Below are 19,675 nucleotides of genomic sequence, written 5' to 3' on the forward strand. Positions count from 1 at the left end.
GCGCGCGCGTGCCCCTGCTCAGACAGCTCGGCGAGCGCTTCTGGTTCGTCCCCGCGCTGCTGTGCCTCGTCGCGGTCGTCCTCTCCCAGCTGCTCGTCTGGGTCGACCGGGTGTGGGAGATGTCGCTGCCCGGCTGGGCCGACACCCTGCTCTACCGCGTCGGCGAGAGCGGCAGCCGCGACATCCTCGGTGCCATCGCCGGGTCGTCGCTGGCGGTCGCCGGCACGACCTTCTCGATCACGATGGCCGTGCTGGCGCTGACCTCCTCCAGCTACGGCCCGCGGCTCATCCGCAACTTCATGACGGACCGCGGCAACCAGGTCGTGCTCGGCGTCTACGTCGCCACCTTCCTCTACAGCCTGCTCGTGCTGCGCTCGGTCCGGGCGATCGGCGACCCGGGCGACCCCGAGGCGGAGGTCTTCGTCCCGCACCTGGCGGTCAACTTCGCGGTGGTCCTCGCGGTGCTCAACGTCGCGGTGCTCATCTACTTCATCCACCACATCTCCGACTCCATCCAGATCTCCACGATCTCCCGGCGCGTGCGCACCGACCTGCGCCGCACCGTCGAGCGGCTCTACCCCGAGCAGGTGGGCCACGGGCCCGAGGAGCTCGACGGGCCTGAGCCGCATACCGAAGAAGCGTGCGACCACGCCGAGGAGCACGGGGAGCCGGTGCGCGCGGGGCGGCAGGGCTATGTGACCGCGGTGCACGGCGACGACCTCGTGCGGACCGCGCAGGAGGCCGGCGGGGTGGTGCACCTGCGGGTCCGCCCGGGGCAGTACGTCCTGCAGGACTCCGTCGTGGCCCACCTGCACGCCGACGCCGTCGGCGAGGACGCCCTCGACGCCGTGCGCGACGCGGTGCAGGTCGACGACGCCCGCAGCCCCTACCAGGACGTCTCCTTCGCGGTGCAGCAGCTCACCGAGCTCGCCGTGCGGGCCCTCTCCCCCGGCACCAACGACCCCTTCACCGCCGTCAACGCCCTCGACGACCTCTCCTCCGGGCTCTCGCTGCTGGCGCAGCGGGAGATGCCCTCGACCCGCCGCTACGACGACGCCGGTGCGCTGCGGGTCTGCGCGCCGCAGGTCGGGGCGGTCGAGCTCACCTCCACCGTGCTCGACAACGTCCGGTGGTATGCCGTGACCTCCCCCTCGGTCATGCACGCCGCGCTCGACCTCGTCCGCCGCGTCGGCCGGCACGCACGCCACCGCGACCTGCGCGCCCGCCTGCTGACCCAGGTGCGGCTGCTGGAGGAGGCGTTCGAGCGGGCCGACCACCAGCAGCACGACGTGGAGGAGTACGCCGAGCGGGTCCGCGAGACCGAGCGGGTGCTCGCGCAGGTCTGACCCCGGCCGGAGGCCCCGCTCCCCGCACCGCGACCGTCAGTAGGCGCCGCTGCGGGCGGGGCGGAGCACGACCCGCAGGGTGCGCCACAGGATCATCAGGTCGAGGACGGGGGTCCAGTTCTCGACGTAGTAGAGGTCCAGGCGGACGGCCTCCTCCCACGGCAGGTCGCTGCGTCCGCTGACCTGCCACAGGCCGGTCATCCCGGGTCTGACGAGCAGGCGGCGGAAGGTGGCGGGCTCGTACGCCGCGACCTCGCGCGGCAGGGGCGGGCGGGGTCCGACGAGGCTCATGTCGCCCGTCAGGACGTTGAGCAGCTGGGGCAGCTCGTCGAGGGAGTACTTGCGGATCACGGCTCCGGTGCGGGTCACCCGTGGGTCTGAGCGCAGCTTGAACAAGGGACCGGCCCCTTCGCTGAGCAGCTGCAGGCGGGGCAGCTGTGCCTCCGCGTCGGTCACCATGCTGCGGAACTTCCACATGCCGAAGGACCGTCCGTCATGCCCCACGCGCACCTGCCGGAAGAGCACCGGACCCCTGTCCTCGACCTTGACGCACAGCGCCACCGCGACGAGCACCGGTAGGAGAAGCAGGAGGATCAGCACGGCCGCGACACGGTCGGTCACCTGCTTCGCCACTCGCTGGGGGCCCGAGAGAGCGGGCGCCTCGACGTGGATCAACGGCAGCCCCTGGACCGGCCGCGTCAGCACTCGCGGGCCGGCCACGTCCATGATCCCCGGGGCGACCACGAGGTCCATGCCGGTGCCCTCGAGAGCCCAGCCCAGGCGCCGCAGTCCGGCAGCGCCGATGCCCGCCGTGGAGGACACCGCGACCACGTCGACGTCCAGCTCCGTGGCCCGGACCAGGACGTCCAGCTCCCGCCCGACGACGGGGACGCCCGCGACCGCGTCCGTGCCGGCGTCGTCGACGCAGGCGCCCACGACGTGGTAACCGGCCTCGGGCGTGCGGCCGAGCGAGACCACGAGCTCGCCGACCTGGGCACGGCCGCCGACCAGCAGCACCCGGTCGCAGAACCGGCCGCGCTGCCGTTGCCCGACCAGCCACCGGCGCGCGGACCAGCGATTCAGCAGGACCAAGACCGTCCCGAGGGGGAAGGCGACCAGCACGTAGCCCCGGGCGAAGTCCAGCCTGAGCGCGAAGCCGGCGATGGCCAGGGCGGCGAAGAGCCACGTGCACGCCTGGAAGGCCGCCCTGTACTCCTGCACACCGTGGCCGACCACACGCCCGTCGTAGGAGCGCTGCAGGTGGAGACTGGCCATCCAGCCGAGCACCAGGAGCGTCGAGACGACGACGTAACCGACGGGCCGAAAGCCCTCGAGCGCAGCACCACGTTCGGTCCCGAACCGCAGCAGGTGGGCGCCGGCGACCGCGGCCAGGACCGCGACGAGATCGCCGAGCCGGACGGCCTGCAGGTAGCCGTCCAGATATCGCCGGGTCCGTGCCGATCCTTGCGCGCGGGTGTCCGGCCAGGCCTCCGGCACGGTGAAGAACGTCGTGCACAGACCCGTTGAGTTGTTGCCGGCGCTCACGTGGACCCCCTGCGGTCCGCGAGAGGCCTTGACTGATGCTGTCAAGGGAAGGGTCCCATCTGCGAAGACCCCACCAGCGTGGTGTCACGGCGCTGGTGGCGCTACCTCTTCTCGCCTCTGCGTTCCTCACAGTAGACCCGCTCGCAGGAGCCGTCCACCCCCTCGCCCCTCCCGCGGATGGTGCAGATGAGGCTGGACCAACGTCCCGGGGCCACCGGGTCCAAGGGTGCGCCGACGCGGGCTCAGGCCGGTCCGGTCAGGTGGTCCGCGACCAAGCCTGCGATCGGCAGGGCCGACGTCGCGGCGGGCGACGGTGCGTTGAGAACGTGCACCGTGCGGGGGGTCTTGAGGACCAGGAAATCCTCCACCATGGTGCCGTCGGCCCGGAGCGCCTGCGCCCGGATACCGGCCTCGTGCGGTCCCAGGTCGTCGACGCCGAGACTGGGGCAGTACCTGCGCACGAGCGCCAGGTAGGCCCCCTTGGACAGGGAGTTCCACTGCTCGGCGAGCCCGCTGCGCAGGTTGGCCCGGGCGAATCGCCACCAGCCAGGGAAGCTCAGGACGTCGGCCGTGTCCCGGGCGTCGACGGCGAACCTGGGGTAACCCTCCCGCGACCAGCCCTGCACCGCGTTGGGCCCGACCGTGACGCCGCCCTCCATCATCAGCGTCAGGTGCACGCCGAGGAACGGCAGCGAGGGGTCAGGCACCGGGTAGATGAGCGCCCGCACGATGTCGTGGCGGCTCTCGGGCAGCCGGTAGTACTCCCCCCGGAACGGGATGATGCGCACGTCGGTGCGCACGCCCGCCATCCGGGCCAGGCGGTCGGCCTGGATACCGCCGCAGGCGACGAGCCGACGGGCCGCCACGGGGCCAGCCACCTCGTCGCTCTCACGGAGCTCGACCCTGACCTGGCCGGGAGTCTCGATCAGGCCGATGACCTCGCACCCCACCCGGACCTCGCCCCCGAGGCGCTCCACCTCCCTGGCCAGCGCACGACATATCTGGGCGTAGTCGACGATCCCGGTGCTCGGCGAGAAGAGCGCGCCGAGGCCGGCGACGTTCGGCTCGCGGCGGTGCAGCTCGGCAGCGTCGATCCGCTCGAGGTCCAGACCGTTGCCCGCGGCACGCTCGTGGAGCGCCTCCATCCGCGCCAGCTCGGCCTCGTCGGTGGCGACGATGAGCTTGCCGGTGTCGCGGTAGGCCACACCGTGCTCGTCGCAGAACTCCCGCGTGGCACGAGCCCCCTCGACGCACAGCCGCGCCTTGAGCGAGCCGGGCGCGTAGTAGACGCCGGCGTGGATCACCCCGCTGTTGTGGCCGCTCTGGTGCTGCGCGAGCCGCTGCTCCTTCTCGAGCACGAGCACGTCCGAACCAGGCCGGCGCTGCAGGAGCGTCATCGCGGTCGCCAACCCCACGATCCCGCCCCCGATCACGACGACGTCGTGGGCGTTGGGCATGGAGGCACCCTAGTCCGCTCGAGGCTCTGGTGCCGGGGGCCGTCCTGCGCTAGGTTCGTCCCAGGCACCGTGAGCAGGGTCACGGGGCCGCAGCGGCGCACCTGGCGCAGGTGCTCGGTCGTGCAGGGGTCGTTCGTCCGCGCTGCCAGCGTGACTTCCACCGTGACGGAAGAAGAGTGCAGTGAGCGGTTCGAAGGACAGCCGTCGGAGAGGACAGCTGAGTCGGCGCGGCTTCCTGGGGTATGCCGGCGCGGGCGCCGGGGCCGGGGCCATCGCCGCCGCCGGACCCGCGTCCGCAGCACCCCCGGGGCCGCTCACGGCCTCGGGCTTCGGGCGGACCGTCGCGGCAGAGAACGCGTTGGCCGGCTCGCCGATGAGCGAGTGGGAGTCGTGGGAGGACGACGAGGCCATCGCCGGCTTCACCACGGAGTACAGCTTCCTGCCCGGGCAGACGGTCACGTTCAAGATCAGGACCGACGCGACCGCCTACCGGATCCGGGTCTACCGCCTGGGGTGGTACCAGGGGCACGGCGCGCGCCGTCTCGCGGACGTCACCCCGTCGGTCTCTCTTCCCCAGTCCCAGCCCGATCCGCTCGTTGACGAGGCCACCGGGTTGATCGACTGCGGCAACTGGGCGGTGTCGGCCACCTGGCGCGTCCCCGACGACGCCCTGTCCGGTGTCTACTACGCCCTCTTCGACCGCACGGATGGCGGACGGTCCAGCCACACCGTCTTCGTCGTCCGTCGGTCCGGCCCGTCGGACATCCTCGTGCAGACGTCGGAGATGACGATGCACGCCTACAACCGCTACGGCGGGAACAGCCTCTACTACGGCGAGCCGGTGGGGCGTGCCTACAAGGTCAGCTACAACCGGCCGTTCAACAACGGCGAGGCCGAGAGCAACTTCTTCAACGCCGAGATCGCCCTGCTGCGATGGCTCGAACGCAACGGATATGACGTCGCCTACTGCGGTGGCATCGACGTGCACCGTGACGCCTCGGTCCTGCAGGACCGCAAGGTCTTCGTCTCCTCGGGTCACGACGAGTACGTCACCGGCCCTCAGCGCGACCACGTGACCGAGGCGCGTGACCGGGGAGTGCATCTCATCTTCATGACCGGCAACGAGTACTTCTGGCGGGTGCGGATGGAGCCGTCCGTCGACGGCACGACCACGCCCGACCGGACGTTGGTCTGCTACAAGGAGACCCTGGCCAACGCCAAGATCGACCCGTTGCCCGAGTGGACCGGCACCTGGCGTGACCCCCGCTTCAGCCCCCCTTCCAACGGTGGCCGCCCGGAGAACGAGCTGACCGGAACGCTGTTCCGCGCCATCCTGCCCGTCTCCGCCCCGGACCTACGGATCCGGGTGGCTGCCGAGTACGCACGGCACCGCACCTGGCGGGACACGGCGATCGCGGACCTGGCGCCTGGGGAGGTCTACGAGCTCTCGCCGAACACCCTCGGCTACGAGTTCGACGTGGATGCCGACAACGGGCACCGGCCGCCGGGACTCATCCGGCTGTCCACCACCGAGGCCGAGGTCCCCCAGCTGCTGGTGGACCACGGCTCGACGTACGTCCGTGGCACCTGCACCCACCACACCACCATGTACCGGGCCGCGAGCGGAGCGCTCGTCTGGGGCCTCGGCACCGTGCAGTGGTCCTACGGGCTGGACGAGTACCACATCTGCGACCCGGGCACACCGACCGACGCAGCCACGCAGCAGGCCACGCTCAACGTGCTGGCGGACATGGGCGTCCAGCCCGTCACCCGGCAGACCGGCCTGGTGCCGGCGAGCGCGTCCACGGACACCCTTGCCCCTACCGTGACCATCACCAGCCCGGCACCGGAGGCCAAGGCGCCCATCGGTGCTCCCGTCGTCGTCAGCGGCACCGCCACCGACTCCGGTGGCGGCATCGTCGCCGCCGTCGAGGTCTCGCTCGACGGCGGGGTGAGCTGGCACCTGGCCACGGGCCTGGAGTCGTGGAGCTACGTCTTCACCCCGATGGAGACCGGGACGATCGAGGTACACGTCCGCGCGATCGACGACAGCTGCAACATCGGCGCGGCTGCCCTGGTGCTCCTGGAGGGGGTCTCCAGGGGTTTTCCGTGCTCCATCTGGCCGGAGGGGACGATCCCGCAGACCGAGTCCGTCGACGAGACCACGCCCATCGAGGTCGGTGTGCGGTTCCGCTCGGAGATCGACGGGTTCCTCACGGGTCTGCGGTTCTACAAGGGTCCCGGCAACACGGGGACCCACGTCGGGCGCCTGTGGACGCAGGACGGGCGTGAGCTTGCCAGTGCCACCTTCGCCGACGAGACCGCCTCGGGCTGGCAGACCCTCACCATGCCCGCTGTCGCCGTGAGCGCGGGCGTCACCTACGTGGCCTCGGTGTTCATGCCCGAGGGGCGGTACTCCGCGGACGCAGGCTACTTCGCCGCCGCCTACGAGCTGGCTCCGCTGACGGCACCAGCCTCCGACGCCCAGGGAGGCAACGGGGTCTACCGCTACGGCGGCCCGGGTTTTCCCACGTCGAGCTTCGGTGCGAGCAACTACTGGGTCGACGTCGTCTTCGACACCGACAACCGTGTCGTCCCCGCGGTCGTCGACCAGGCCCCCGCAGCGGGCCTGCAGTCGGTGGCCCCCGGCACGGTCGTCACCGCGACCTTCAACGAGCAGGTCGACCCGGACACGGTGGAGATGAGCCTGGTCGGCCCGGACGGGTCCTCGACAGCCGGCACCGTCAGCTATGACCCGCCGAGCCGCACAGCCACCTTCAGCCCCTCGTCGGCCCTCGGCCCGTTGACCGACTACACCGTCACGGTCAGCGGCGCTCGTGACACCACCGGCAACGTCATGGACCCCCACACCTGGGTCTTCACCACCATCGGTCCTCCCGGCACCAGTCCGACGAGCCTGTGGGACACGTCCGCGGTGCCGGCCGTCACGGACGGGGACCCCAGTCCGGTCGAGCTCGGGATGAAGTTCCGCGTCTCTGTCGCCGGCTCGGTGACGGCGCTGCGGTTCTGCAAGGCGGAAGGCAGCAACGGCCTTCACGTCGGACACCTCTGGTCCGCCGCCGGCGAGCTGCTGGCCACCGCGGCCTACACCTACGAGACCGGGTCGGGGTGGCAGCAGGTGCGGCTCGAGACCCCCGTCGAGCTGACCCCGGGCACCACCTACGTCGTCTCCTACCACGCGCCGCACGGCACCTACGGCGTCGATCCCGGGATGTTCCGCACCTCCGAGGTCGCTCGCGGCCCCGTCCGGGCACCCAGCGGCGAGGCGGTGGGCGGAAACGGTGTCTTCGCCTTCGGCGACCCCCGTTTCCCGACCGGGTCGTGGGGTGATGCCAACTACTGGGCCGACATCGTGTTCCAGACCGCCCCCGACGTCGGCCCTCCCGAGGTCGTGAACGTGGAGCCGGCGCCGAACCTGGTCTCCGTGGCGCTCTCCGCCCCCGTGGTCGCCTCGTTCAGCGAGCCGGTCGCCCCCGACTCCCTGAGCCTGCGCCTCGAAGGACCCGCCGGCCCGGTCCCCGCCAGCCTCACCTACGACGCAGCCACCTCGACGGCGACGCTCGCCCCCGACGGGGACCTCAGCCCCGGCACGGAGTACATGGCCACAGTCTCGGCCGGCGACGGGTCGGGCAACGCCATGACGGAGCCCTACACCTGGGGTTTCCGTACTGTCACCCGCGACGGCGCCTCCCCGGTCACGCTGTGGGACACCAGCGCCGTCCCGGCGGTCGCGGCGGAGAACGACGCCTCCGCGGTCGAGGTCGGAGTGCGGGTGCGGACCGACCGGGCCGGACAGCTCACCGGCCTGCGCTTCTACAAGGGTCCGGGTAACGAGGGACCGCACGTGGGCCGGCTGTGGTCTGCGACCGGGTCGCTGCTCGCCACCACGGCGTTCACCGGGGAGACCCGGACCGGCTGGCAGCAGGCCCTGTTCCCGGAGCCGGTCCCGGTGGAGCCCGGCACGACCTATGTCGCGTCCTACCACGCGCCGTCGGGTCGCTACGCGGCGACCGGCGGAGGTCTTCGCTCGGCGCGCTCCAACGGGCCGCTCACCGCGCCGGCCACGAGCGACCAGTCGGGCAACGGCGTCTTCTCCTACGGCCCCGGTGGGTTCCCCGCACAGAGCTGGGGCGGGGCGAACTACTGGGTCGACGTGATCTTCAGCGACGTGTCCGGACCGAGCGTGGTGGACCGCGCTCCGTCACCGGGTGCCACGGTGGGGGTCCAGGAGGTCGTCCGGGCGACGTTCGACGAGGCAGTCGTGCCGGGGAGCATCATCATGACCCTGCGGGACGGGACCGGGAGCCTGGTGCCGGCCTCGGTGAGCTACGACGGGGCCGAGCGGGTGGCTGTGCTGACCCCGTCCGCCCCGCTGGCGGCGGGCGCGACCTACACCGCCACGGTGGAGGCGGCCACAGACCTGGACCGCAACCCGCTCGTGAGCGTCTCGTCGTGGAGCTTCTCGGTCCTCGGCGCGAACTACGTCTCCCTCTGGAGCACGTCCACGGTTCCCACGAGCACCACGATCGACGACCCCGGCCCGGTCAACCTCGGCACCAAGTTCCGGGCATCGGTGGGCGGATCGGTCGTCGGCGTGCGGTTCTACAAGGGTGGTCCGGACAACGCAGGTCCGCACACCGGCGTCCTGTGGGCGGACGACGGGACCCTGCTCGCGAGCGTGGCGTTCGCGGGCGAGACGGCGCGCGGGTGGCAGACCGCCATGCTGGCGACCCCGGTCGCGATCACCCCGGGCACCGTCTACGTCGTGTCCTACCTGGCTCCCAACGGCCGCTACTCCGCGGACGGCGGATTCTTCGGCTCCGGGCACTCGAGCGGTCCGCTGGAGGCGCTGGCCAACGGTGCGAGCGGTGGCAACGGCGTCTATGCCTACTCCGGGCAGGTCACCTTCCCGGTGAGCTCCTACAACGCGGCCAACTACTGGGTCGACGTGCTCTTCGCGCCCGGGTCGTAGCGATGCCGACGGTCGAGCATGTTCTGCTGACCCGCTTCAACCTGCCCTCGGGAGGTGTCGAGGCGCGGATCAGGGCCAGCGATGCCTGGCTGGAGCGGCGGGTGGCCCTCTTCGCCAGGTACTGCGCCCCGTCGGTCGCCGTGCAGGCCGGCCCCAGGCCGCGGTGGATCGTCTATCTCGACCCGGAGAGCCCAGGCTGGCTCGTGGACGCGCTCTCGCCGTACGTCGACACCGGACTGTTCACACCGCTCTACCGCGCGGAGGTGCCGCCGGCGACCCTGCGGGCCGACCTGAGGGCGGTCACCCGCGGGGCGGACCTGCTGGTGACGACGAACCTCGACAACGACGACGGGCTCGCGGTGAACTTCTCCGAGCGGGTGCGACGCGCCGCTGCGGCCAGCACGGAACGCCGCGCCCTCTACCTGACGCACGGTCTGATCAAGGGACCGGAGGGGGTCTACGCGCGCACCGACCGCGTCAACGCGTTCTGCTCGGTCGTGGAACCGGCCCGACAGCCCGTCACCTGCTGGGCAGACTGGCACAACCGCCTCTCGCGCCACATGCCGGTGACCGAGCTGGGCGGCCCACCGGCATGGCTCCAGGTCATCCACGGCACCAACGTGAGCAACCGCGTGCGGGGTCGGCTGGTGTCCCCCTCGCCGTGGACCCACCTCTTTCCCTTCGCACTGGACGACATGCCCCTCCCCCGGCGGCGGCTCCTCGTCCACGACCGTCTGGTCCGGGCCCCGCTCAGGTCGGCCCGCGACGTCAGCCGCGCGCTGGTGCGACGGGCTGCGGTCGCCACCCTCGGCAAGGAGGGGCTGCAGAGCCTCCGGTCCCAGGTGCACGGCTGAGGGGCACCGGCTCAGCGACCTGATCTGAAGAACGTGTCGTGCCAGACCTCGAGCGACATCAAGGTCCAGATCCGGATGTCCTCGTTGAAGGAGCCGCTGTCGTGCCGGTCGAGCAGGTCACGCACGAGCGCCCGGTCGAGGGTGTCCGCCACGAAGCCTCCGGGTGCGGTGAGCCGCTCCCGCACCGTGGCCCGCAGCGAGCTGCGGAACCACGCGTCGAGGGGGACGCGGAAGCCGACCTTTCGCCTGTCCACGATGTCCGGTGGCAGGTGACGACGGGCCACCTGCTTGAGCACCCACTTCGTCTCACCGCCGCGGACCTTGAGGCCGGACGGGAGCCGGAAGGCCAGCTCGACGAGACGGTGGTCCAGGAACGGGGGGCGCAGCTCGAGGGAGGTCGCCATCGACATGCGGTCACCCCGCTCCAGCAGGTTGTCGGGCAACCAGCCGCGGAGGTCACCGAGCAGCATCTGGCGCACCGGGTCGCCCTCGTCGCGCCCGTCCTCATGGGTCCGCGTCGGCACGCCAGCGAGCAGGCCGGCCCGCTCGCTCGCGGTAAAGGGCGAGAACCATGCCCGGTGCTGATCCTGCCGTTCGCGAGTGCCCCAGACACGGACGGCGATGCGCAACCGGGAGAGCCGCTCCGGCAGGTGCCGGTCGAGGACGCCACCCACCGGCCCACGCACCCCGGCCGGGAGCACCGACAGGGCCGCCATGGCCCGGGCTGCTGCATATTTCGGATAACCACCGAAGATCTCGTCCGAGCCCTCACCGGACAGCACCACGGTCACGTCCTCACGCGCGGCCTGGGCCAGCCGGTAGACCGCGAAGTCCGCCGGCTCGGACATCGGGGCGTCCCGGTGCCAGGTCAGCAGCGGCCAGAGGTCCTCGAAGTCACGGGCGGCGATCGCCACCTCACGATGGTCCGTGCCGAACTGCTCGCTGACGCGCCGGGCGTGCGGCAGCTCGTCGTGCCGGGGATCGCCGAACCCGGCGGCGAACGTCTTGAGCCTGCCGCCCCCGTGCAGCTGGGCCGCCTTGGCCACGATGAGGCTGCTGTCCACCCCTCCGCTCAGATAGGCCCCGACGGGCACGTCGGCGACCAACGAGGCACCCACGGCCTGCGTGAGCGCCTCATCGACGGCTGCGACCGCGCCGCGCGGCGACCATGCGCCCCGCTCCTCCTCCGGCGGCCGCCAGTAGCGCACCTGCTCGGCCCGGCCTGTGTCGAGGCTGACCTCGACGCGGTGACCCGGCAGCACCTTGTGGACCCCCTCGAAGAGCGTGTAGGGGGCCGGGACCGACCGTCCGGCGAGATAGGCGTCCAGGCTCTCGAGGTCGACGGACGGTCGCTGCCGCATCCCGGCCAGGACGCCCTTGACCTCTGAGGCGAAGACCAGCCGGTCCGTGTCGTGGCTGAGGTGCAGCGGCAGGACGCCCAACCGGTCGCGCACGAGATGCAGCACTCGCTCCTGCATGTCGTAGGCGGCCAGGGCGAACTGGCCGACGAGCCGGGTGACGTAGCCGATGCCGTGCAGCGCGAGACCCGCGAGGATGGTCTCCGTGTCGCCCTGTGTCCGGAACGGGTAGTCCAGCGCCCCCCGCAGCTCGCGGTAGTTGAAGATCTCCCCGTTGAAGGCCAGGGTCCACCGGCTGTCCGCGCTGGACATGGGCTGGTGGGAGCCGGCGACGTCGATGATCGACAACCGCCGGTGGCCCAGCCCGAGCCCCGCCGCGCGCCAGCAGCCCTGGTCGTCGGGACCGCGGTGGCGCAGGCTGGCCGTCATCCTGCCCAGGGCCTCCTCGTCCACCTCGCCACCGTCGAAGCGCATCAGCCCCACTACCCCGCACACGACGTTGATGCTAGCGTCTACCTGCAGACACAGTGCGTGCGACGGAGGACTGCAGCCGGCAGGGGGCAGCAGCGGCAAGGCCCGTCGCGTCAACGTTGCGGAGGGCCCACCCGATGTCGGAGTCGACGCCACGCGTCCTCATCATCGTGCAGAACCTCTCGGTGCCCCTGGACCGTCGCGTCTGGCTGGAGTGTCAGGCGCTGGTGTCCCAGGAGTATGCCGTCACCGTGATCTGTCCGCGCGGCCCCGGGGACAGCCCCCACGAGCTGCTCGACGGCGTGCACATCTACCGCTACCGCCCCGCCCCCGAGGCCAAGGGCCTGCCGGGGTTCGCGCTCGAGTTCGCCTACTCGTGGCTGCGGACCGCGGGGCTGTCCCTGCTGGTCCGGCGGCGGCACGGTTTCGACGTCATCCAGGCGTGCAACCCGCCGGACACCTACTGGTTGCTCGCGCTTCTGTGGCGGGCTGCGGGTGTGCGCTTCGTCTTCGACCACCACGACCTGTCGCCGGAGCTGTTCCTCTCCCGGTTCGGCGAGCCGGCCGGCCCGGGTGCTCGACTGCAGCTGGGTGTCCTCCGGTGGCTGGAGCGGATGACCTTCCGGGTAGCCGACCGGTCCGTCGCCACCAACGAGTCCTACCGGGGCATCGCCGTCGGGCGGGGCGGGATGGACCCTGAACGGGTCACGGTCGTGCGCAGCTGTCCCGACACGACGACCATGCGACCCGAGTACCCTCGCGCGGACCTCCTCGCCGCACCCTCGTCCGACCTGCTCGCCTACCTGGGCATCATGGGACCGCAGGACGGGGTCGACAACGTCCTGCTGGTGATGGACGAGCTGGTCCACCGCCGGGGACGCACCGACGTGCGCGCTGTGCTGATGGGGTTCGGAGACTGCCTGGAGGACCTGCGGGCGCAGTGCACCCGCCTCGGCCTCGACGAGCACGTCACATTCACCGGCCGGGTCGGCCCGGCAGAGGTGGCCCAGTACCTCAGTGCGGCAAAGGTCGGGCTCGGGCCGGACCTGAACACCCCGCTCAACAACCTGTCCACGATGAACAAGACGATGGAGTACATGGCCTACGGCTTGCCGTCGGTCTCGTTCGACCTGGTGGAGACCCGTGCGTCCTTGGGCGGCGCCGGCATACTCGTGCCCTCGGGTGACATCGGGGCCTTCGCCGATGCCGTCTGCCGCCTGCTCGACGACGACGACCTCCGGGTGGACCTGGGTCTGGCAGCTCGACGACGGGTGGTGGAGTCCCTGGACTGGCAGGTCCAGGCCGTCGCCTACGTCGCGGTGTTTGACGAGCTTCTGGGGCGTCCGCCCAGCGAGGACAGGCGCGGTCGCTGGCCGCACCGGCGCCCGGCCGAGCCCGCACCGGCACCCACGCAGGTGAGCCTCGAGGACGAGAGCGAGCTGCGCCGGTTCCTGCGCGAGCGGACCCCGTCGAAGGCGTAGCACCCCGCGCCCCCGCCCGAGGGGGAGACACGCCGCCCGACCACGTCGTTTGTGAGGCCCGTTGGCGGGTCGCCTAACCTTGCCCGGTCCCAATGTCCCTCTCCCACGGGGTTATTCCTGCATGCCTACATCCACGTCCCCTGCCATGTGGCGCGTCCTGCTCGCGCCCGTCCTAGCCTTCCTTCTCGTGGCAGCCGCCACGACGTGGGCGCCACCGGCGCTCGCGGCCACTTCTGGTGGTGCCATCCCTGACGACCTGCGTCCCCGGGTCGCCGTCGACCCCGACCGGGACTCGGTCGAGCTCGGCGTCCGTTTCACCGCCGAGGCCGCAGGCACCATCACGGCCCTGCAGTACTACCAGGGCCGTGGCGCGCAGGACGTGAGCACCGCCCGGCTCTGGAACGCCAAGGGCGAGGTGGTGGCCTACCGCTACTTCCGGCCGTCGACACGTGAGGGCTGGCGCACCCTCCCACTTCGCGAGCCGGTGAGCGTGAAGGCCGGAGAAACCTTCGTCGCCTCCTACCACGCCCCGCGCGGCGGCTACCCGGCCACGAACGACTACTTCACCCGGACGACGACCACGAACGGCCTGAAGGTGTCGCCGGGGGCCGGCGTCTACAAGTACGGACGGTCCGGTCTCCCTACGCGGTCCTACCAGAACTCCAACTACCTCGTGGACGTGGTGTACACCCCGTCGGCGACGACCGCCCCGGCTCCGGCGCCCGAGCCGGAGCCGGAGCCCACTCCCGAGCCGCCCGCTCCCGAGCCGTCCCCCACCTCCGACCTGCGCGGCTGGGAGCTCAACGCCTCCAACACCGGCCTGGCTCCGCACGGCCTGTCCTGCGCCTCCCTGCCGCGGTACACCGGTTCGTTGACCCCCCGGGCCGGCACCCGGATCTCCGGCGTGCGCATCGAGGGCATCCTCGACCTGTCGGCCGGTGACATCGTCATCACCAAGTCCTGCATCCGCCCGCCCACCGGGGACAACCGCAACCTGGTGTTCAACGACAACTGGCGGACCGGCGGCGGCAACGTCACCTCCGCCTCGACGGTGACGATCACCGACTCCGAGTTCGACGGCTCGGCTGCCCCGGCCTCGCAGATCGGCAAGTCCTGCGCGTTCCGTGGCGTCGGCACCCTCGAGCGCAACTACATCCACGGGATGGGCTCGGGCATCTGCTTCTTCGGTACCGGCAGCAAGCACGACGCTGTGGCGAAGCACAACTACGTGACCGGTCTGCGCGCCTACGGTGACTCGCACAACGAGGCAGCCACCATCCGCGACTTCGCCAAAAACTCGACCGACACGCGCCGTGCCGAGTTCATCGACAACCGCTTCGACTGCCGGACCGGCAACGACACGGGTGGCCTCTTCATCCAGCCGACGTTCGCGAGCCTGCACAACGTGTTCATCTCCGGGAACTACATGGAGGGCGCCGGGTACAACCTGTACCTGGAGAACAGCCCCCGTGCGGTCTACACCAACGTGAACGCCACCAACAACCGGTTCCGACCGACGTCGTGGGGCGCGGTCGCCGTCGCCTCGGGCGAGCGGTTCCGCACCTGGTCCGACAACCACATCTACGACGCCAACGCCGCGGACGGCAAGGGCCGGCTGCTGTCCCGACCCTGATCGACCCTGCACGACCCTTCCAGGAGTCGTGATCGCACAAGGCGGACGGGTCACGCGCAACGCGCGTGACCCGTCCGCCTTGTGCGACTCGCGAGGCATGCGGTCATTCTCGCGTCTCCCGGGAGCTCGTGTCCCTCTCCCAAGCAGACGCAGGAGGACGTCGCGCCCGCAGCCTCGCGTATCCGACCAACCCGACGTAGACGGCCGCGTCGAGGACGCGGCCGGGCTCCTGGCGGACGATGCGAGCCAGGTCGGTCAGCTGGGTCTTCTGCCCGGATGATACGGCCCCGCCACCCGCCCCGGCCTGCACCTCGCCCTGCGTCCGGTAGCTACGGACCAGGATCCGCACCAGGTCTCGGGTCCGGCGCGGCGTGGTGACGACAACCGGGTCGGTGTCGATGATCGTGATCTCGTCCTGGGTGAAGAGGCTGTCGACGAACAGGTCGTCCGAGACGATGTCCGGAAAGTCCCCGAAGCGTGCCCGTCCCTCGACCGACAGGGCGTAGCAGCCCGCTCCCCACAGGGCCCCGGCGATCGACGGCAGGTCCTTGCGGACGGCGTACCAGCGGCGCACCATCCAGGATGCGCCGGCCGTGTCGAAGACGTGCGGGGGCCGCCCCGCGAGGGTGTCCCCCGCCAGCGCCCCAATCAGGTCCCTGACCGCGACCGCCGTGAGCACGATGTCGGCGTCAAGGTAGATCCTGGGGCCCTCGGCGGCCCGGGCGTCACCGACCCGCAGTGCCGCCGCCTTCGAGGGGACGGGGATCTCGATGACCTCCACGCCGCCGAAGCTGCGCGCGACCTCGGCCGTGCGGTCGACGCATCCGTTGCAGACCACGACGACCCTCGCGCCGGCCACCGAGCGGAGCGGCTCCAGGGTCCGGCCGATCACCGCCTCCTCGTCGTGCGCCGGGATGACGATGGTGCCGAAGGTCACCGCGCACCGCCTGGCAGCGCCGCGCGCGCACGCCTCGACACCAGGGCCTTCACCGCGGCCCGAGCACCTGGTCGGTGCGGCCGCGCGACGTTGCGGGCCGTCAGGAGGGCAAGGAACAGCCCAGAGCTCACCGGGCCGTGCCACTTGCGGTAGTAGCGCAGCTTGTTGACCTGGAGCAGGGCGTCGAGCTGCGGTGTGCTGCCGGACCCCCCCTCACGGTGCACCACCACCGCCTCGGGCACGAAGATGACCTGCCCGCCCCCCTCCCGTATCCGGCGGGCGAAGTCAGTCTCCTCGGAGTAGAGGAAGAATCGCTCCGCATCCCACGGCCCCACGGTGTCGACCACCTCGGTGCGCACGGCCAGAGCGGCGCCGGTGGCCCAGTGCACCGGGTGCCGTCGACGGTACTGCGCAGGGTCTCGCACGACCTCGGAGAGCAGCTGCGGGCGACCGGCCCACCCGTTGCCGAAGATCGTCTCGCCCAGGGTTGTGAGCAGGGTGGGTTCTCTGCGCAGAGAGTCCTGCCGTCGTCCCCCCTCGTCGACCATCAGGGGCACAGCCGCGGCCGACCCGCCCGCCAGCTCGGTGACGAGCGCGTGCAGCGATCGCGGCCGCAGGACGAGATCAGGGTTGAGAAAGACGGTGAAGCGGCCGCGGCTGCCGCTCGCCACGCCGGCGTTCAATCCGCCCGAGTAACCGAGGTTCTCACCGGTGCGGACGACGGTGACCCGCTCGTCGAGGGTCTCGAGCTCGCTCAGGTCGTCGCCACCGGGCCAGTTGTCGACCACGGTGGCGCGCCAGCTCAGGCCATCCGCCGCTGCGTCGATCGAACGCACCAGCCTGGTCACGAGCTCGGCACTGCGGTAGGAGACCACGATGAGCGACACGTCTGGCTGGCTGTGCATCAGGGCGCGGCTCCCGCCTCCGGGTCCCGACGACGGAGTCGGCCAGCCGCGGCGGCTGCGCACAGGCTCGCCACGCCCGCGACCCCCAGCCAGACGACACCCGCCCGAAGAAGCTGCCCCCGCGACGGTGCGGCCTGCTCACGGTCCGGCGCCTCCATCGTGACCTGGATTCGCCGGGAGGCGGCGATCCCCTCGGCCGCCTGCAGCTCGGCGGTGGTACGCCTGATCTCCGCCACCTTCGCGCGAAGCACCCGCCCCACCTGTTCTGCGTCCGGGTCGACGACCTCCACGATGAGCGTGGGACGGTTGAAGGCCTGCACCCACTGACCGCCCTCGTCCGCGAGCCGGACCGAGGCATCCTGCCGGGCGAAGGCGTGCAGCGTCGCCTCGTCGGAACTGAAGCGATGCTGGGCCCTGCCGGCCACGGCACGCTGAACCGCAGCCGCGAAGGGGACCAGCGAAGCGTCCGTGGGAAGGTCCTGCTGCCAGACGGCGACCGATTCGGGAGCGACGAAGCCCACCTCCGCGCGCATCCAGTGCACCCCGCTACGGTGCGTCTGCTCTCCCAGCACCACGACGGCCAGGACAAGGCAGGCGACGACCACGCCCCACTGGGACGGATGCCACCCCCACAGAAGTCGAACCTGACGGACCTCGTCGTCCGACCCCGGCCCATGCTGGCCCCGCCCTGCCGAGCCCGATCTGTCGACGCCCCGCGCTAGAATGCGCCCCATGGCGTCATCCTAGGGGAAGGGCGCAGCACCATGCCTGACGTGCGGACACGTCGCCGGCGCACGCGGCACACCGTCATCCTCCTCGTCCTCCTGCTGCTCTGCGGCTCGGTCTACGCCCTGATCGCCAGGGACGTCACCCACGACGACCAGCGGGTCGCCGGCCGCAGCACGGCGCCTGCCGACGTCGTCACCAGCACCTCGCCGGTCGCGCCCTTCCGGGGGGTGGGGAACGCCCGCTCGGTCGGTCTGGCAGGCCAGGGGTTGACCTGCGACTCGTTGCCGGCCTACACCGGCCCCGAGCAGGTGACGGCGAGGACGGTGCTTTCACGACAGCGCTTCGAGGCACCGCTCGATCTGTCGGCCGGCGGGATCACGATCACCCAGAGCTGCTTCCGACCGACCTCGGTGGGACGCGGGCTGCCCGCCGTCAGCACGACGGACCACAACAGCGGGAGGATGGCCACGTCGACGGTGACCATCCGCGAGAGCGACTTCGACGGCTCTCTCCTCGACCCCGAGACCGCCGCCTTCTCCACCGGCTTCATCGGCGTTGCGAACCTGACGGACAACTACGTCAGCGGCTTCGGCAGCGGCTTGGCGATCATGGGATCCGGTGAGCAGCTGGACGCTCGGGTCGAGGGGAACTACGTCACCGGTCTGGTCGCCTGGGGCGACGGGGCCACGACGGGCAACCACTCCAGCGCCTTCACCGTGCGTGACTTCTCCGGCGCGGTCCGGCCCGACCGTGCCCTTGTCGTGCGGGGCAACCGCTTCGACTCCAGCTCCGGCAACGACACGGGGGCCGTCTTCATCCAGACGTTCTCCGGCAGGATCGACAACGTCCTTCTGGAGGCAAACCTGCTCGAGGGCCTGGGCTACCAGTTCGGCCTGGAGGAGACCAACCACCCCTACTCCGGGATCCACGTCGTCGACAACCGTGCGACCGGCACCGGCTGGGGGCCGGCCTACGTCTCCGGTGGCCCAGGGCCGGCCAGGTGGGTCGACAACCGCCTCTACGACCCGACGGCCGACGCCGGCCGGGGCGAGGCGATCCCGGCGCCCTGACCAGGCTGCGCTAGGATTCCGCAAGGCGTCACCGTAGGAGGGCTGATGGATCCGCGTGACATCCTGGCCAGTCTGCGGCGCGCGTGGTACGTCCTTCTCGTCGGCCTGCTGGCGGCGGCCGGGGCCACCTACTACGTCATGACCCAGACCGGGCCGGAGTTCGAGGCGCAGGCCAGCGTCGTGCTTGTGCCGGGGGAGGCTGTCATCCCCGAGAACAGCAACCCCTTCCTCTACCTCGGCGGTGGCACCGCCCTGCGTGACGTGCTCGTGCGTGTGCTCGCCTCCGACGAGATCGGCGATCCGCTCCTCACGGGACGCGCCGACGGGACGACGTACGAGATCGGGCCGGACCCGACCACGGCGGGGCCGATCCTCGTCGCCTCTACGTCGTCCACGACAGAGTCAGAGGCGCTCGGCACGCTCCAGGGCCTCCTGGACCTGATTCCGACGACGCTCGAGGACGTCCAGGCGAGCCGAGACGTCCCGGCGGACGCGCGGTTCACCTCGTTGATCCTGGCGCAGGACCAGGAGGCCTCCGTCAACCGCTCCGGCATGATCCGCATGCTCGTCGTGGTGCTCGGCGCCATCGGCGTCCTCACGCTCTTCGTCGCGGCCTGGCTCGACGGCAGGCGCGGCCGCGCGGAGCCACGGCACGGCGTTCCGGACAACCCGTCGCAGACGCACAGCCCAGGACCCGTGACTGAGACGCCGCCGACGACGCCACGTCCTCAGAACAGTCCGGACGAGCCCGAGCCACAGGTTGCGCCACCGGCCGCGTCGACGGCCGATGACGGTCCCGCCGGGACGAGCAGCAGTCCGGGTGCGAGGAGCGGGACACGGGTGTGACAGCGGCAGGACGGACCACAGCCAGAGTCCGACCCTTCGCCGGGGAGCGC

13 protein-coding genes are annotated in these 19,675 nt (G+C 71.2%); 7 read left to right on the forward strand and 6 right to left on the reverse strand.

Annotation, left to right across the window (positions count from 1 at the left end; translation table 11 throughout):
* Positions 1–8 precede the first annotated feature (8 nt).
* Entirely contained in the window at positions 9–1,346 is a 1,338-nt protein-coding gene (locus tag K330_RS21540) for a DUF2254 domain-containing protein (protein ID WP_022922543.1), read from the forward strand.
* A 36-nt stretch (positions 1,347–1,382) separates the two neighbouring features.
* Here K330_RS21540 and K330_RS0114535 read toward each other — a convergent pair whose 3' ends face one another.
* Together K330_RS0114535 and lhgO are read right to left on the reverse strand one after the other, a co-directional pair.
* Positions 1,383–2,891: a sugar transferase gene (locus K330_RS0114535; RefSeq protein ID WP_022922544.1), complete on the reverse strand. Its 1,509-nt coding sequence runs from the start codon at positions 2,889–2,891 to the stop codon at positions 1,383–1,385.
* 242 nt (positions 2,892–3,133) lie between these two features.
* Positions 3,134–4,348, reverse strand: coding sequence for an L-2-hydroxyglutarate oxidase (gene lhgO, locus K330_RS0114540; protein ID WP_022922545.1), 1,215 nt, complete (start codon positions 4,346–4,348; stop codon positions 3,134–3,136).
* A 181-nt stretch (positions 4,349–4,529) separates the two neighbouring features.
* On the opposite strand from lhgO, the gene K330_RS21545 reads away from it, so the two are divergent.
* Entirely contained in the window at positions 4,530–9,341 is a 4,812-nt protein-coding gene (locus tag K330_RS21545) for a DUF4082 domain-containing protein (protein WP_022922546.1), read from the forward strand.
* Positions 9,342–9,343: 2 nt separating this feature from the next.
* Positions 9,344–10,195 (forward strand): glycosyltransferase, encoded by an 852-nt coding sequence (locus K330_RS0114550; RefSeq protein WP_022922547.1) that lies wholly within the window; start codon positions 9,344–9,346, stop codon positions 10,193–10,195.
* 11 nt (positions 10,196–10,206) lie between these two features.
* Here K330_RS0114550 and asnB read toward each other — a convergent pair whose 3' ends face one another.
* Positions 10,207–12,048 (reverse strand): asparagine synthase (glutamine-hydrolyzing), encoded by a 1,842-nt coding sequence (gene asnB, locus K330_RS0114555; protein ID WP_022922548.1) that lies wholly within the window; start codon positions 12,046–12,048, stop codon positions 10,207–10,209.
* A gap of 113 nt (positions 12,049–12,161) precedes the next feature.
* Between asnB and K330_RS0114560 the strand changes: the two genes are divergently transcribed.
* Entirely contained in the window at positions 12,162–13,505 is a 1,344-nt protein-coding gene (locus tag K330_RS0114560; RefSeq protein ID WP_022922549.1) for a glycosyltransferase family 4 protein, read from the forward strand.
* Positions 13,506–13,692: 187 nt separating this feature from the next.
* On the forward strand, positions 13,693–15,138 hold the full coding sequence (locus K330_RS0114565) for a DUF4082 domain-containing protein (RefSeq protein WP_169448588.1): 1,446 nt from the start codon (positions 13,693–13,695) through the stop codon (positions 15,136–15,138).
* A 103-nt stretch (positions 15,139–15,241) separates the two neighbouring features.
* Here K330_RS0114565 and K330_RS0114570 read toward each other — a convergent pair whose 3' ends face one another.
* The 3 genes from K330_RS0114570 to K330_RS22900 are packed head-to-tail and all read right to left on the reverse strand — an operon-like array spanning position 15,242 to position 17,555.
* A complete protein-coding gene (locus tag K330_RS0114570) occupies positions 15,242–16,075 on the reverse strand; it encodes a glycosyltransferase family 2 protein (RefSeq protein ID WP_022922551.1) in 834 nt (277 codons plus the stop codon).
* Positions 16,072–16,980 (reverse strand): glycosyltransferase family 2 protein, encoded by a 909-nt coding sequence (locus tag K330_RS21550; protein WP_022922552.1) that lies wholly within the window; start codon positions 16,978–16,980, stop codon positions 16,072–16,074. Before K330_RS21550 ends, K330_RS0114570 begins: the two co-directional genes overlap by 4 nt.
* Positions 16,980–17,555 (reverse strand): hypothetical protein, encoded by a 576-nt coding sequence (locus K330_RS22900; protein ID WP_156875829.1) that lies wholly within the window; start codon positions 17,553–17,555, stop codon positions 16,980–16,982. The genes K330_RS21550 and K330_RS22900 overlap by 1 nt, the downstream gene beginning before the upstream one ends.
* A gap of 198 nt (positions 17,556–17,753) precedes the next feature.
* Here K330_RS22900 and K330_RS0114585 point away from each other — a divergent pair, with 198 nt between their 5' ends.
* Both K330_RS0114585 and K330_RS0114590 read left to right on the forward strand, forming a co-directional pair.
* Positions 17,754–18,779, forward strand: coding sequence for a hypothetical protein (locus K330_RS0114585; protein ID WP_156875830.1), 1,026 nt, complete (start codon positions 17,754–17,756; stop codon positions 18,777–18,779).
* A 45-nt stretch (positions 18,780–18,824) separates the two neighbouring features.
* The gene (locus K330_RS0114590) at positions 18,825–19,625 is read left to right on the forward strand and encodes a hypothetical protein (protein ID WP_022922555.1); all 801 of its coding nucleotides are present in this window, start codon (positions 18,825–18,827) and stop codon (positions 19,623–19,625) included.
* Positions 19,626–19,675: the final 50 nt, after the last annotated feature.

Origin of the sequence: Ornithinimicrobium pekingense DSM 21552 (assembly GCF_000421185.1) — a bacterium.
In the GTDB taxonomy this organism is placed as follows: domain Bacteria; phylum Actinomycetota; class Actinomycetes; order Actinomycetales; family Dermatophilaceae; genus Ornithinicoccus; species Ornithinicoccus pekingensis.